At 50.5% G+C, this 14436-nt stretch carries 10 protein-coding genes; 5 read left to right on the forward strand and 5 right to left on the reverse strand.

The features are described 5' to 3' along the window. Positions 1-3 precede the first annotated feature (3 nt). The 5 genes from SH580_RS01075 to SH580_RS01095 form a co-directional block, all read right to left on the reverse strand. A complete protein-coding gene (locus SH580_RS01075; protein WP_319833156.1) occupies positions 4-3267 on the reverse strand; it encodes a hypothetical protein in 3264 nt (1087 codons plus the stop codon). Between the two features lie 216 nt (positions 3268-3483). Continuing rightward, positions 3484-3999 carry an SGNH/GDSL hydrolase family protein gene (locus SH580_RS01080; protein WP_319833157.1) on the reverse strand — a complete coding sequence of 172 codons (516 nt, stop codon included), beginning with the start codon at positions 3997-3999 and terminating at the stop codon, positions 3484-3486. 375 nt (positions 4000-4374) lie between these two features. Then, positions 4375-5148 carry a hypothetical protein gene (locus SH580_RS01085; RefSeq protein ID WP_319833158.1) on the reverse strand — a complete coding sequence of 258 codons (774 nt, stop codon included), beginning with the start codon at positions 5146-5148 and terminating at the stop codon, positions 4375-4377. A gap of 124 nt (positions 5149-5272) precedes the next feature. Then, positions 5273-5803 carry a type 1 periplasmic-binding domain-containing protein gene (locus tag SH580_RS01090; protein ID WP_319833159.1) on the reverse strand — a complete coding sequence of 177 codons (531 nt, stop codon included), beginning with the start codon at positions 5801-5803 and terminating at the stop codon, positions 5273-5275. 92 nt (positions 5804-5895) lie between these two features. Then, a complete protein-coding gene (locus SH580_RS01095) occupies positions 5896-6327 on the reverse strand; it encodes a LacI family DNA-binding transcriptional regulator (protein WP_319833160.1) in 432 nt (143 codons plus the stop codon). Positions 6328-6443: 116 nt separating this feature from the next. Here SH580_RS01095 and SH580_RS01100 point away from each other — a divergent pair, with 116 nt between their 5' ends. The 5 genes from SH580_RS01100 to SH580_RS01120 all read left to right on the forward strand — a co-directional run bounded on the left by SH580_RS01100 (position 6444) and on the right by SH580_RS01120 (position 14359). Then, a complete protein-coding gene (locus SH580_RS01100; RefSeq protein WP_319833161.1) occupies positions 6444-7958 on the forward strand; it encodes a glycoside hydrolase family 88 protein in 1515 nt (504 codons plus the stop codon). Between the two features lie 357 nt (positions 7959-8315). After that, positions 8316-8996: a glycoside hydrolase family protein gene (locus SH580_RS01105; RefSeq protein ID WP_319833162.1), complete on the forward strand. Its 681-nt coding sequence runs from the start codon at positions 8316-8318 to the stop codon at positions 8994-8996. 326 nt (positions 8997-9322) lie between these two features. Continuing rightward, entirely contained in the window at positions 9323-11896 is a 2574-nt protein-coding gene (locus SH580_RS01110) for a right-handed parallel beta-helix repeat-containing protein (protein WP_319833163.1), read from the forward strand. Between the two features lie 4 nt (positions 11897-11900). Beyond that, positions 11901-13460: a sulfatase family protein gene (locus SH580_RS01115; protein WP_319833164.1), complete on the forward strand. Its 1560-nt coding sequence runs from the start codon at positions 11901-11903 to the stop codon at positions 13458-13460. A gap of 38 nt (positions 13461-13498) precedes the next feature. Beyond that, entirely contained in the window at positions 13499-14359 is an 861-nt protein-coding gene (locus tag SH580_RS01120; protein ID WP_319833165.1) for an alpha/beta hydrolase, read from the forward strand. Positions 14360-14436: the final 77 nt, after the last annotated feature.

The raw sequence follows: 14436 nt of genomic DNA on the forward strand, positions 1-14436 counted from the left end.
TCATTAAATTTCGTCTTCGTTGAGCCAGCGTAGTGATACGATTTTGAATCGTCGCCCCATGTCATTATTGTCCCCGTTTCCAGTATCTTGAATGGTTCCTGAAATACGTTCTGGCTGTCGTTGCACGGTGGCCTCTAACCATGCGCGACTTTGAATATTATTAGATGTTTTTTCAAGCGATTCACCATAGGCACGTATTACAAAGGTGTCGCTTCGTGCTGTGAGTGCGTGACCGATTCGAGACAGTACATCAGCTTGGGTGAGGTAACCGGGAATTGCCGCGTAGACAGAACCAGTAAAAGCTTCCGGATGTCCGAGGTCGGCGTAAAGGTTGGCAGAGGAACTTGTGCTCAGGTCCGAAGGCGACACGAGATCAGTGGCTTGCTGTAAGTTGCTGTTAATCGACGTGCTATCGATGGCCGCCTGCAAGGCGCCGATACGTTGGTGTTCTGGGGCGCTGGCATCTGGATTACGATTGACGAACTCGGCGAGTGAACGAAAAGGGCCCCGTGCTTTTACTTGCACGACGATTGCTTCTGCTAGTTCGATGATTTCATCTTGGGTTAAGCGACGGTAGCCCAGATTACTGGCAGGATCGCTTGGACTGCCTCCGCCTGAACCAGGGTCATCGCCATTCGCGTACCAATTCCGGATCATCGGAGCGCGATCAGTATTGTCAGCGATGCCTAGAACTTCTAAATTCCAAGTGGACGCGATGAGAGCTTCCCATGCGGCGATGGAGGTCGAATTTATATTGAAGGCACCGGCCTGTTGCATGATAGGGCCAGACTCATCGTAGCTGTCTAATCGTGTGTCTGTGTCTGCGATGCTTTGGAGTGGGCGAATTCGGTTGTAGTTGTTGTTGCTGATTTCTTGTCCAGTCAGGAAGTAGTGATCCCATAAGGCGTCATTGAGTAACCAAGATAGGTCGTAAGCGGCTTTGCCAGCATTGCCACTACTTCCGGTATCCATGATGTAATGCGTATCTTCTGGCGGAATTCGCAAATCAGCCCAACTGTTGCCTATTATATAACTTGGGCTCCAGCTATACACTCGTTTAGAACCTGTGCTAGGGATTCCACTCACGTTAGTTCTATAGTCGTTGTAAACGGCTATTGTATCGACTTCTGAGAGTGGCGCTTGGCTAAACTCACCGATAGAGAGCAGGGGGGTATCGTCTCGAGGCAGATCAAAGAGGATTTGTTCCGTGACGCCTAGGTAATCGCTATATCCTGTGTAGAAATTCCCCATACCGTCATCGTAGTTCATTGTATAGTGGGTCTTGGCATCGGCCAAATTTTGTAATGAGGCTGTGCGAGCAGTCATATTCTTCCAGCTGGGATGCTTGGAGGTATTCATTTGTTTCGGACCTCCTAGGTAGGAGGCGCGTGGATTAGAATGCACGAGCCATGGAAAACGATCGAGTGAAGCGTAGGAGCTGTGATCTGAGCTGATCGAACTGTTGGGAAAGAGCAGGCTTGTTTTATAGCCAAACGCGGGAAAGTCTCCACTTACATCCATGGCGACAGTTGTGTCGTGATCGATGATTTGAGGAGTGTAGAAGCTTGTCCATCGATTGTCATCTTGCCCTAATGTAATGTTGTAAGGAAAGAGAATCTCTTGAAGTCGTTCACCTGCAGGTGCGGTTACACTCAATGTGGAGCTGTCATCGCTCCATAAGGACCATAGTCCGTACTGCGGAGCACGATCAAAGGCAATTTGTATTTGGGTGGGGGATCCGTCATCTCCGGTTAGTGGTATGGTTTCCGCTGGCCAATTCTCAGACCAATCGCGATAGAAGCCATAGCCATAGTGGATCCCCTCGCTAAGTAAATTGGTCTGGTTACTGAACTCTTGATGTGCTTCGACAGAGAATGTTTTCGTTTCGCCAGGTTCCAATATCATGTTAGGCAGCTTCAAAATTGGTTTCATGAATGCGCTCCATTCTGGAGTCCATCCATTATCGGTCGTATCAGTCTGCATGCTGCCACCTTGTTGGTATTGCACTTGAAAGACGGGGAAATTGCCTGTCGTTCCCGTCACCCAATCGACGCGGCCGTGGTTGAATTCGAGTCGTACATTATAGGGGTTCCACAGCGTTATAATCGGCATCTGCATGAGGCGAATATAGCCACGGTCAGGTTCACTTTCTGAGCGAACCAGTGCCGCGTATACATACATCTGAGCTGATTGGAGCACCGGGTAGATGCCAGTTTGGTCATTCTCTTGTGGACGTATGGCGATTGATGCAAAGCTGCTATTGCTGACACGTGTTTGAAAGAAGGAGGCAAGTTGGCGCCAATTAGGGCCTCCAGGGTCTGGTTCGGCGGGGGATGCGGTTGCGACACCCGTGATTTGAGGCGGGAAAATTTGGGAGCCGCCTAGGTTCAATGGGTCATTTAATAATTTTAGGAATTCCGTTTCATCCGCCGTATTTGCCGCTTGGAGAGCCGCAGTTAGATTCTTTTTAAAGCCACCATTGCTCACATCAGTTAAAAGGTTTGCACTATGTATGGTGTAATCATGGAATTTTGCCTGAACCGCTAAACCTGTGTCCTCAGAGGCGATGTGTGACTGTTCACGCGTGTTCAGTTTGGAAAGAATGGAGTTTCCATTCTCGCTCACGGTGTAGAGCGCTTGCATGATCGAATTGGTTGCTTGTGGGGCAAACTGGTGTGGGTGTAACCATGCATCAGTGCTTTCGGCTACTTTGGTATGAAGACTCGCTTTAGCGCCTTCGTCGCCGACCCACCATGCGTAGCTGCCTGAATTCTCGGAGATGTCCATTTTCTCGACGGTGACGATCCGTTTGTCGTCGGTGAGTAATGTGCCTAAGCTGCCAGCCGCCACCAGATTGATTGCATTTGCTGGATCGACGATTGAGCTCGGGGCGGGGGCTGTTCCTGATACGAGATAATGCGGCCAACTCGTATCTGTGGGGGCAGCAGTCGAGCTCCAAACACCAGTCCACATTGGTTGAGTCAAGCCAGACTCCTGCAAATCTGTGGTGCTTGCGTCCTCGATGAAAATCGGGGCGGTGACACGTTGGTCTGCGCCTGCGTATCTTTGTAGTTCGCCCATTGCCACTTGTAGCCCGAGGAAGGCATTCATGCGTGCAGAAATGATCTGATTGTCTTTCTGGGCACGTTGAGTGTTGACGCGGGAGAGGATGGTTATGCTCAATATTAGCAGCAACACGAATGCCATAAGACTCAGGCTGATTACGAGCGCGAAGCCGTGCTGAGAGTTTGCTTTTGAACGTGGCATTGGGCTTTTTGTCTGCAGGAGGAGCTGAGTAGATAATGTGAATATAACATTTATTGGCTCCAAGTAGCTTTGGCAACAAGGAAATATTGCCAAAGGCTTTATTCTTAAACGAAGAAACAACTCGGAAACTGACTAGTTTCAATTTGATGCAAGTAGATCGCAACTGAAGCTGTTCAGGGGCGTATTTAAAGCTTAATGAACGTTAAGCGAGGGGCTTTATTGAGTTTGTAACTGAGTGGCGAGAGCGCTTGCGATGGCTTCATAGCCAGTGCGTTGTAAATGCGCATCGCTGGGGCGGCCTTTGTCGTAATATTTATTGGCACGCATCTCCTTGTAGGGCATCAGAATCGACAGATCGATCATTGAGGCATTGGGTAGTTTTTCTGCTAAGTCGCGAGCGGCTGCCCGATATTTACTCAGTTGCGCATCGTCGGGTTCGCTGAGTGCATGGCTTGGCATAAATGCGAAATGTAAGCTATGTGAATCGCCGCCGGCCAATTCCCATGCTTGACTGAGTAAATGAACCAGGCCCATGAGGTTATCTGCGTATCCCTCTGGACTATTGCTAGGGAAACCACCGATGGGGCCGATGCTGCCTTGCGTGCGATTTCTATCGTTGAGTCCTGAGTGAATGGTAATAATCGCTGTCTTATCACCGTTTAATATTCGGCGTACATCTTTAAAGTAAGTGCTTAGCTTTGAGGTGCCGCTTTTCCTGAGGGATGTCAGCATATTAGAGAGCGAATGTCCGCCGACGGCGTAGAGAGTATGATAAGCTAAACCATGGTCATTTCACGTTTGCGAGACAGTTGGAGGGGGCGACTCGTCGAGCTGATGAGAGAGGGTTTTATACTGAAAACTTTTTTTTTGCAGGCACCGGGAATGAGCGCTAAGCGGATTAGTCATATTATAAGTTCACGCAGTATCCAAGGAGTGGTCTTCATGGCACCGAGTCGAGGCATGGACTTATCAGGCTTTGATTGGCAGGTGCATAATTGCTCGGCTATTGCATACTGTACCTGTCGACATTTCAGTGGTTTGATGGTGCGACCTTATCTTCTCCCGCTGACCGCGCGGTGCATTAAGCTTGATTTATCCGCCTACTAATTATTTACCACGACGCACGGCAATCCAGCTGAGAGCAAGCAAACCTGATATTAACGTAAAGCTGTTAGGCTCAGGAATCGCAGAGACCGCAATATTATCAAATCGAAGTTGGCCAGCTGTTCCATCTATGTAGCCGTAGAAGCGGAATTCGACAGTGCTTGATGCCGTCCCAATGATTGTGTAGCGTTCGGCCATAAATTGATTAGGAACAGGGCTTGTATTCGCTTCCATAATACGTTGACCAGCCAGAGCAAAAATTCCCCCATCGATGCTGTATTCGACTCGATAGCCTCGCTCGGTGGTGTCACCACTGCGCCCCCCTCGGAACTCGATGCTTTCGAGTTGGACACTATTCTCGTCTTTCACGTTTAAAGTGAAAGAGAAATAACCACTGGTTGTGAAGTCGCTTCGATTATAGATACTCGTGCCAAAAAGGTTAAATCCCGCGTAATCGAAATCGGGGACTTCTGAGCTTTCAACAGTTCCATCAATGTTGGAAGGAGCGTCGGCAGACGAGACGAGATTTGCGAAATTTGTAGAGGGGCCTCCACTTACTGAACTAGCGCTATCCAATAGGTTACTATCGTATGAGGTTGCGCTGAAAGAAGGACTTCCAACGGTGCCACCTCCGTAGAATACCAGCTCTCCAGCACTAGTAAAGCTGCTGAGAGATAGGCCGATTGATAGTATAAGTGAATTACGCTTTAGAGGTATAGTTGTCATATTTTGCAGTTTTTTGAGGTTAGTATGGTTAGAAATTTTCTGTTTAGGCATTGTGTCTCTATTCGTTATAACAGCTATTCATACAGTTTAAGCTTTCAATGCAATTGAGTTTGTGTATTATCTGTAATACACGGAGATAATCCATCACTATGCTGCATTGTTCGCACTTGCTCAGTTATATAAGTGAGGTGGCGAGTGGGCTAACTAATCTCGGTTGCAAGGTGTTGCCTTCCAGCCATTTTCCGCGGAGGTTGAGGGTGAGGGGGCGCTCGGGAAGGCCCAGTTCATTGCGTTGCAATAGGCTGTCGAGTTTGTCGATTGCAGCCGCAGCGATTTCTGGTGAGTTGTATTCGATACCGGATTGATTGGTGGCTTGTTTTGTGGATTGAGTCGGTTCAATGTGGATGTAGGCATGGCCAATTTCTTGTGGCACTTTCCATCCGTAAGAGCGGAGTGTTGTGGGGAAAAGTGAACTAAGAGAGATCACGCAGTCTGGTTTATGTTTTAGGATCCAATTCTGTGCGGCTTTAGGTGTTTCTTCGATGGTGTCAGCGATGAGGGGAGTGATATGTGGATACTGACGTTGGACTTCGGAGAGAAAGGTATTACTATTGCGGCGCTCCGTAATTTCGTCGACACGTTTTGAGATGCCTAGTGCAATCCGACGATAGCCACGTGCATCAAGTTCACGTAGAATGCGGCGCATGCCCATATCGTAATCGTGCAGGCTGCGGTGGAGTCGTGGGTGGAGGAGCGTGGGACCGACTGCGACGGCGGCAAAGCGTGTCCAGTCTAGTTTTATTTCGCCCGGCCCGTTTTCCAGTGGTGCGAGACCAGTCCACGGATACCGCGATTATAGAGCACGTCGCTGGCACGTTTGTAGGATTTGTAAGCTTTCAGCCAAAATGGAACTAATGTGTAGCCGCATTGTGCCGCGCGCGAGACGGCTCCTTGATAGAAAAAATTAACGTAGCTTTTTCGCCAGCCAAACTCATCTTGCCAATTTGTGATAAAAGCGAGTGTCGCATTATTTGTCTTTAGCATACGGTCGCGACGGTGGTTATTGAGCGCAGCTAGGGCAGGGTTCGGTTTGTAGCCTAATTCGTTGGCTGCCATTTGCACTCGTTCGCGTGTGGCGATTGGTAGACGCGGGGAGTTCCGCAATGCTAGAGATATTGTCATTGGGCTCAGGCCTAGATGCTTGGCTAGATCGCGTTGTGAAATGCTCATATTACAGATAATACTACCAGGCTATTGAAGTGTGCAATCAGCAATTCATTCTTTGTATTTTGAGTATCCTGGATAGGATTCGCTGGATCCAATTTATAGCGCCGCGACTAAATTATATGAACAAAATCAGCATTATTGATACTGAAGAAGCAGTGAGTGACGCGGTGTCGTCCGTGACTCATGTGCCTGCAACTTCTGTGCTCGCGCCCACTGTCGAAGTTCCGAGTGGGAAACGTATTCCCTTTGCATGGCGTGATTTTTCAGTGGGCAAGGATTGTGAGGTGGGAACAACAATACTTCGTTGGGAGGAGGGCACTGTAGTCCCAGAGGGAACGTTTCGTTTACGATTGGCGGTCTCGCTTGATATTCGTCACACGATTCAAGTAGAAGCACGCGATTCCGAAACAGGTGTCGTCTTTGGTGTCTTTGATTTTACGCAAGCGCCTGTATTTCAAATTGCTGAGATACCGTTGACGCGCGAGTTTGGTAAACGTGTGCTTCAGGTCGGGGTTGAGCTGCGGCAGATCGATGGCAGTGTTGATTTACGTTTTTTTGCTCCTTCGGCGAATTCTCCTACGCTCCTACAGCCTCATCTGATGGTTGCAGGTGCTGCAGAGACGGCCGATGTCTGGGGCGAGTTTTTGGAACGATTTCGAGATTTGAGCACCGTACAAACGTTTAGCTGGATGGAAGGTTGCTTGCTCGAAGGTGGGTACGATCTGAATCAGAGGTATGCGCAGCTGGCATATGAAACAGATTTAAAACGTCGTTTGAGGCTCTATTTAAATGAGCATGATTTAATTTATGAAAACCCGCGCAGTGAACCTGTGGATAACAGCATCTATGGTATCGAGGGAACATTGCCGTTTGCAGTGATTGGACGCTTATATCCAGAGCACGCGAGTGTGCAGCGAGCAGTTGATTTTTGGCTGAGCCGCAAGCAGCCTGATGGGCACTTTGCGTCAGGAGCAATTATGGATGGAAGTATGCTGAGCGCGGAGGGTAGTCTCTGTGTTGCTTATCCGCTGGTGGTGATTGCTCGACGGCGTGGTGATGTGATCTTGGAGGAGCTTGCTTTGGATCAGTTTCGTATTCGAAGAGACTTACTCGTGAGTGAGGATGGAAGTATCTATTTACGTAATCGCCTGGGAGATCTTAGTTTTCGAAATTGGGCGCGCGGGATTACATGGTATTATCTCGGTTTAGTGCGTGGAATCATTGAGCTAAACGACCGTAAGGATATCGAAGATTTACGTAGAGAAGCGCATCGAGTGATGCATTACCTGCTCTCGTATCAATTAGAGAATGGGTTGTGGACAAATTTTATCCATCAGCCTTCTAGTGGAATGGATACATCTGGCTCTGCTGGTATTGCAGCGGCACTTGCACTCGCTTATCAGCACGGGATTCTGCCAATTGAAGCTAGGCAAGCTGCTGCGCGCACTAAGGATGGGCTAGTTGCATATTTGACCGCTGATGGTTTGCTTGAGGGAGGAACGCCCTCTAATCGGGCTGGGGAAGGTTCTGGGCAACGTCGAGTGATTTTTCCCGTTGGTATGGGGCTTGCCGCTCAGTTGTTGGTGGCATTGGACCCTGTTGATGACTCATCTTCGTGTGTCAAGGAATCGTAGACTAAATTTTCAATTATCGACTGCGTAGTCATTTGTACGTGTCTAGCTGATTTGTCGGAATATGTCGTCTAAGGCTTGTCTCCGCTTATACCTCTTGGTGTTGTTACTTTTTTATAATTTTGTATGTTTATGAATGAAGCTATACTCGCTGACAGCAATATTACGAAGTAACGACTGACTGACTAACTGACTGGTTGTCGGTCATCGTGGACGCCGCTTCTGTGTCTAATGAATTTGATGGTGAGATGGCATGGCATTCGGTCTCGGTTCCACACAATTGAAGAGTCTGCGTTTGTTCAATCGCTGGTTCCATGGCCATTCATCCTACCTTCGAATGAGTATTCCTGGACCTGGGGTATGGCGCCTATCTATGACGAATCCGGGCGTGTGCATATTTTTAATTCTGTGATCCCAAACGATGGGACTTGGGTCGAAGATAGTAAAATCGTTCATTGGGTCGCGGATCAAGCGGAGGGACCTTACACTTTGCTGGGCGATGTTTTCGCGAGTGATGAAGCTGGCTATCATAATCCACAGGTGTCAAAAGTCGGGGATACCTATGTGCTGGCCTTTCTACTCAATCGCCACCGCGCAATCTTTGATGGGGCCATGGACAGAAAGTCCGCACAATCCCATTTAAACGCAAACGAAAGCAATGGTCAGCATGCCTCCAATCCTACTTTTGTGGCCACACCGGATGGTTCGTTTCGCATCTACTACAAAACCATGACCAAGGCAGCTAAGAAGGGGCAGGTGCTATGGGAAATATCCATGGCCAGTAGTGCTAAGATCGAAGGGCCTTATGCCGTCTATGAGCAGAATCCGGTGCTTTCCTATGCAGATCATGGAATCGACTGGGGCATTCCTAAGGTGGGCTATCAAACCAACGAGCTTTATTATGGTCATGAGTTGGCTCGTAGTGAACGCCCTGGTATTTTGTGGAAAGACGGCGAACCTGAATACCTTTTTCTCGCCTGTCATGACGAAGACGCCACTGCGGGCTACATCCTTAAGATTGATGGATGGGCTGGGGAGTGAGTGTGACCACGGCGCATCGGTGATCTTTCCGCGGCAGCGCTGATTACTATAGAAACACAGCGTAGCCTAGATGGCTGTTGTCAATAGTTTCATTGTATAGCTTGTTCTTATTAACGAAATTTTTGCTATGCTCACGTATAAGAGGGATACCGGGATCCGCTTAGCTGTGCTATTTTCCTATTTCCTGTTAACCACCCCCTAATATTACGAAGGAATATGCCCATTAAGAAATTTCATTATGCGCTTAGCACGTCGTGTACTTCCTTTCTCTGTGCTTCGTAAAAGATCTGAACATGAGATTTTTGGAAAATAATGTTATGCTAAATATGTTCAGAAAGCACCGCGTCACTAGCTTGCTGGCAACGCTGGCATTTTCAGCCCTGCCTAGCAACTTGTTGGCGCTGGATGTGTTCGTCGCTCCCGAGGGATCGGATACCGCTGAGGGCACTCATTCGTCACCTTTAGCAACTCTGTCCGCCGCACGTGATTTGCTGCGTGCGAGTGGCCAGATCGGGGAGGAGGCTTGTTCGGTCATTTTGACTGCAGGGACTTACCGTGTGTCGGAGCCTTTCACCTTGTCCCCGCTCGATAGCGGGACGGCGGCCTATCCCGTGGTTTATCGTGCAGAGTCGGGAGCCGAAGTGGTGTTGACCGGAGCCCAGGCCCTCAAACAGGACTGGGAAGCCTGGGAGCGTGGGATTTATCGCACTCAGCTCGGCAGTTTGCCAGCCATTGATCAATTGATCGTGAACGGTCGGCGTCAAACTCTGGCGCGCTATCCGAATTTGGGTGCCGGCTATGTGCTGGCTGCGGATCAAAAGCATCAAGGCAGTAAAGCGGGGAACGCACCCTATGATGGTTGCACGCCGGATGCCTGGGATGCGAGCAAAGCGCAGGAGTGGGCAGACCCGACGGGCGCATTTATGCATGGCATGCATCGCGGTCTTTGGGGGAGTCAGCATTATCGTGTGCTCGGCAAGCAAGCCAACGGAGAGCTGCAGTATGAAGGTGGCTGGCAAAATAACCGTTACCAAGGCGCGCATCTTTCTTACAGAATGATCGAGAATGTCTTTGAAGAGCTCGATGCGCCCGGGGAGTGGTATCACGACATAAAGCATGGATGGCTGTATTATATGCCAGCGGCCGATGTCGATATGAGCACGGCGGCCTTTGAAGCGGTGTTACAGACCAAACATCTCGTTAACATTTACGGTGATTTTCAGCAACCGGTCGCCGTCATGGACATTCCGAACAGCGGCAACGGTCTCAAACTGACACAGGTGCAAACTCATGTGACAACGCAGCCTGTTCAGCACATTCATTTTGAGGGCATACAGTTCAAAGGCACCGCGCGCACTTTCATGGAAACTAAGGAGCCGCTCTTGCGTAGTGATTGGAGCATTTATCGAGGAGGAGCCGTCCATCTGCGAGGCACTGAGGGCATCGTGATCGAAGGCTGCACCTTCGAAGAGCTGGGCGGTAATGCGGTTTTTGTGGATGGCTACAATCGCGGAAGCATTATACGTGGCAATCGCTTTCGTGACAATGGCGCCTCGGATGTTAATTTCGTGGGCTCACCTGCCGCGGTGCGTGACCCGGCCTTTAGTTATGGTGCTCCGGCGCGTCCGGTCGATACCATCGATACCGAGATTGGTCCCAAGTCCGACGAGTATCCGGCGGATTGCTTGGTCGAGGACAATTTGATGACGCGTTGTGGACGCTTTGAGAAGCAGGTGGCCGGGGTCAATCTATCGATGTCCTCCCGCATCACTGTGCGCCACAATACCATCAGTCACACACCCCGCGCGGCGATCAATGTCTGCGATGGCACCTGGGGTGGTCATTTGATCGAGTGGAACGATTGTTTTGAGACCGTATTAGAGACGCACGACCACGGCGCGTTTAATGGCTGGGGACGTGATCGCATCTGGCACAGCACTTCGCCCTCAGGGCCGACGGCGCGAGATGCCAATGGCAAGCCACTGATCAGTTATTACGTTGAAGAATATCCGGACTCACCCCGTTGGGATGCGTATCAGACCAGCATCCTGCGTAACAATCGTATGCACTGTGAACATGGCTGGGATATTGATCTGGACGATGGCTGCACCAATTACGAAATTTATAACAACCTATGTCTGTATGGAGGGCTCAAGACACGCGAAGGTTATCATCGAATCGTGACGAATAACATCATCGTCGGGCGACTCGGCTATACATGTAACGTGCCGTATCCAAAACCCACCTACGATGTGTTTGAAAGAAACATCATTTGGTCACCCAAGGTTTATAGTTCCTCCAATCCCGGGCTCTGGGGCGGCACGCGTAATTACAATTTCGTGCACAACCCGCAGGCGACGAAGACGGTGCCCGCGGTGGCTTTGCAAAAAGAGACCTTCGACGATGCCGGGAGTCTTTATGGCAATGCCGAATTCGTGGCCCCTGAGGCGGGGAATTTTCAAGTGCAGGACAGTTCCCCCGCATTGGAAACTGGGTTTGAAAATTTCCCGATGGGCGGGTTTGGGGTGATCTCGCCTGAACTGAAGCAATTGGCAGGTTCACCACCGATCACATTGCCTGCAAAGGCGGCCTCGAATACGTATCGACCTAAAGTCGCCAAGAAGTTCATGGGCGGCATGGTCAAGGCCCTGGATACGGAGGCCGAATTGACGGCGACAGGCATGCATGAGACAATCGGCGTTCTGCTAGTGGAGGTGCCGAACGAGAGTGCTTTGGCTAAGTATGGCTTTCGCAGCGATGACGTCGTACTATTGATCAATCGAACCGCCACCCCCGGCTTAAATGACTTTGTGCGCACGATGGGGCGCTTGAATCCTGGCTCGCACACCGCTCAGGTCTGGCGCGCGCAAAAAATGGAAACACTTACCTTTGAGAAATAAGTTTATGATCCTATTTAAATCACATAAGAGGCATTTGATTGCTGTGTTCATGCTGCTGGGAACGACGCTGCTGGCAGCTGTGGAGCGTCCCAATATTATCGTCATCTACACCGACGATCAGGGCTACGGCGATGTGAGTGCGCTGAATCCAAATGCAAAATTTCAGACGCCGAACCTGGATCGTTTGGTTCAGGAGGGGATTGCTTTTACCAACGGGCATAGTGCCGACTCCGTGTGCACGCCTGCGCGCTATGGTTTATTGACGGGACGCTACCCTTGGCGAACCGAGCGCAAGCAAGGCGTTTTGGGGGCCGAAGCGAAGTGTATGATTGTGGATGGGCGCATGACGCTGGCATCGTTCTTGAAGGAGCAAGGCTACAACACCGGCATGGTGGGCAAGTGGCACCTCGGTATGGATTTTCCCGGCACACCTAAAAACCGCGATTGGTCGCAACCGATCACAGATATGCCATTGGATAAGGGCTTCGACTATTTCTATGGTGTGCCCGCGTCTTTGAACTTCGGTGTTCTGGCATGGTTTGAGGGGCGCTATGCGAAAGTGCCGCCGACCTTGTATACCAATAAGAAGAAGAATCCGCGTTATGTTGATTATCGGATCATGCCTCCTTACGAAACCGAGCCCGGCGTTTCAAAAGATCCGAGTCGCATCGTTAAGAAGAACTTTGAGGTGGCCGAAGACTTTATCGATAATCAGTGCCTCACACGATTTACCGATAAGGCAATCGAATGGATGAGCGATCAGGCGGCTGAGGCCAAAGAGGGCAAGCCATTCTTTCTCTATCTGCCTTATACGTCACCCCATTATCCCGTGTGTCCCTTGCCGGAGTTTCAAGGGCAAGGCGAGGCGGGCGCTTACGGTGAGTTCGTGATCGAAACCGACTATCATGTCGGGCGCATTTTGGATTTCCTGCAAGCGCAGGGGCTGGACGAGAATACGCTGATTGTTTACTCCAGCGACAATGGCCCCGAAAAATCCTGGGCGACGCGGCTCAAAGAGACCGGCCATGACAGTCGCGGTGGCCTGCGTGAGGGCAAGCGCTCTGTGTATGAAGGCGGACAACGGGTGCCCTTTATGCTGCGCTGGCCGGCAGGTATTGAGGCGCCGGGGCGGGCTTGGAACAAAACGGTCAGTCAGACGGATTTGTTGGCGACCTTCGCTGAATTACTAGGAACGACACTGCCTGATAATGCGGGTGAGGATAGCCATAGCTTTGCTTCGGTGTTGATCGATCCCGCTGCGGACTACGAGCGCGTGCCCTTTATCAGTCATGATAGCAGTGACATGCGCTACGGCATAACTGAGGGCTCGTGGAAACTGATCCTGCCCAGCCGTAAGAAGCCGGCAGAACTTTACGAGCTCTCGACCGATCGTGCGGAGAGCAACAACCTCGCGGCCAGTCACCCGGAAAAAGTGGCATCTTTGACTGCGAAGATAAATGCCTTGATCGTAAACGGTCGCAGCACGCCCGGTGCACCGCAAGCCAACGATACCGACTATTGGAAAGATCTTAGCTGGATGCGTCCTGAGGATTTTCAGCGATAGACCGAAACGCAATTTTTACGAACAAAATACCTCAAGTTATGATAAAACCCCTGACAAGCTTACTACTGATCTCAGTTGCCATCTGCCACTTCGCGGCGGCAGCTGATATACGACCCGATCGCGAACTTCTGTATAAGGAGATCGATGGTGTGCCGCTGAAACTCCATTTGTTTGAGCCTGCCGATCTAAAGCCTACGGATCAACGCCCCGCCATTGTGTTCTTTTTTGGCGGTGGTTGGTCGGGGGGCACTCCCAAGCAATTCTATCAGCAAGCCAGAGATATGGCAGAGCTAGGGCTGGTCGCATTTTCTGCGGAGTATCGAGTGCGCAGCAGGAATAAGACGACACCTTTTGAGTGCGTCAATGATGGCAAGTCGGCCATTCGTTGGGTGCGCGCGCATGCCGGCGAACTGGGAATCGCCCCCGATCGGATTGTCGCCTCCGGTGGTTCCGCTGGCGGTCATGTGGCAGGGGCGACTGGTGTGCTCTCCGGATATGAAGAAGAGGGGGAGGATTTAGCCATCAGCTCGCAGCCCAATCTGATGATTTTGTTTAATCCCGTCCTCGATACCACGGAGGCGGGCTTTGGCGCTGAGCGTTTTAAGCCAGAACAACAGACCGACTTGTCGCTCTGCCACCAAGTGCACCCCGACATTGTTCCGACGATCGTCTTTCATGGCACTGCAGACACGACGGTCCCCCTTGAAAATGCCGAGCGCTTCACCCGCTTGATGCAGGAGGCGGGCAACGAGTGCGTGCTGGTCCCTGCCGAAGGGAAGGGGCATGGCTTTTTTAACGGCTCATTTTTCCGCCGTAGAAGTGATGATGTGGATTACCGCCTGATCTTCGATCGTAGCGTAGATTTTCTGCGTCAGCATAGGTATCTGAGTGCGCTGTGATCGCAGCTGTGCGATTAAAAGGAAATGGAACGATCCGCCTTTGTTCACCATTCATCAAGTAAGTTAGAATTGCTACG

The sequence above is a fragment of the Coraliomargarita algicola genome (assembly GCF_033878955.1).
GTDB classification, from domain to species: domain Bacteria; phylum Verrucomicrobiota; class Verrucomicrobiia; order Opitutales; family Coraliomargaritaceae; genus Thalassobacterium; species Thalassobacterium algicola.

Excerpts from the sequence above, each read along its gene's own strand:
- SH580_RS01110 (WP_319833163.1), top strand. The coding sequence starts at position 9,323 with ATGTTCAGAAAGCACCGCGTCACTAGCTTGCTGGCAACGCTGGCATTT.
- SH580_RS01085 (WP_319833158.1), bottom strand. The coding sequence starts at position 5,148 with ATGCCTAAACAGAAAATTTCTAACCATACTAACCTCAAAAAACTGCAA.
- SH580_RS01115 (WP_319833164.1), top strand. The coding sequence starts at position 11,901 with ATGATCCTATTTAAATCACATAAGAGGCATTTGATTGCTGTGTTCATG.
- SH580_RS01075 (WP_319833156.1), bottom strand. The coding sequence starts at position 3,267 with ATGCCACGTTCAAAAGCAAACTCTCAGCACGGCTTCGCGCTCGTAATC.
- SH580_RS01105 (WP_319833162.1), top strand. The coding sequence starts at position 8,316 with ATGGCGCCTATCTATGACGAATCCGGGCGTGTGCATATTTTTAATTCT.
- SH580_RS01090 (WP_319833159.1), bottom strand. The coding sequence starts at position 5,803 with ATGCGCCGCATTCTACGTGAACTTGATGCACGTGGCTATCGTCGGATT.
- SH580_RS01120 (WP_319833165.1), top strand. The coding sequence starts at position 13,499 with ATGATAAAACCCCTGACAAGCTTACTACTGATCTCAGTTGCCATCTGC.
- SH580_RS01100 (WP_319833161.1), top strand. The coding sequence starts at position 6,444 with ATGAACAAAATCAGCATTATTGATACTGAAGAAGCAGTGAGTGACGCG.
- SH580_RS01095 (WP_319833160.1), bottom strand. The coding sequence starts at position 6,327 with ATGAGCATTTCACAACGCGATCTAGCCAAGCATCTAGGCCTGAGCCCA.
- SH580_RS01080 (WP_319833157.1), bottom strand. The coding sequence starts at position 3,999 with ATGCTGACATCCCTCAGGAAAAGCGGCACCTCAAAGCTAAGCACTTAC.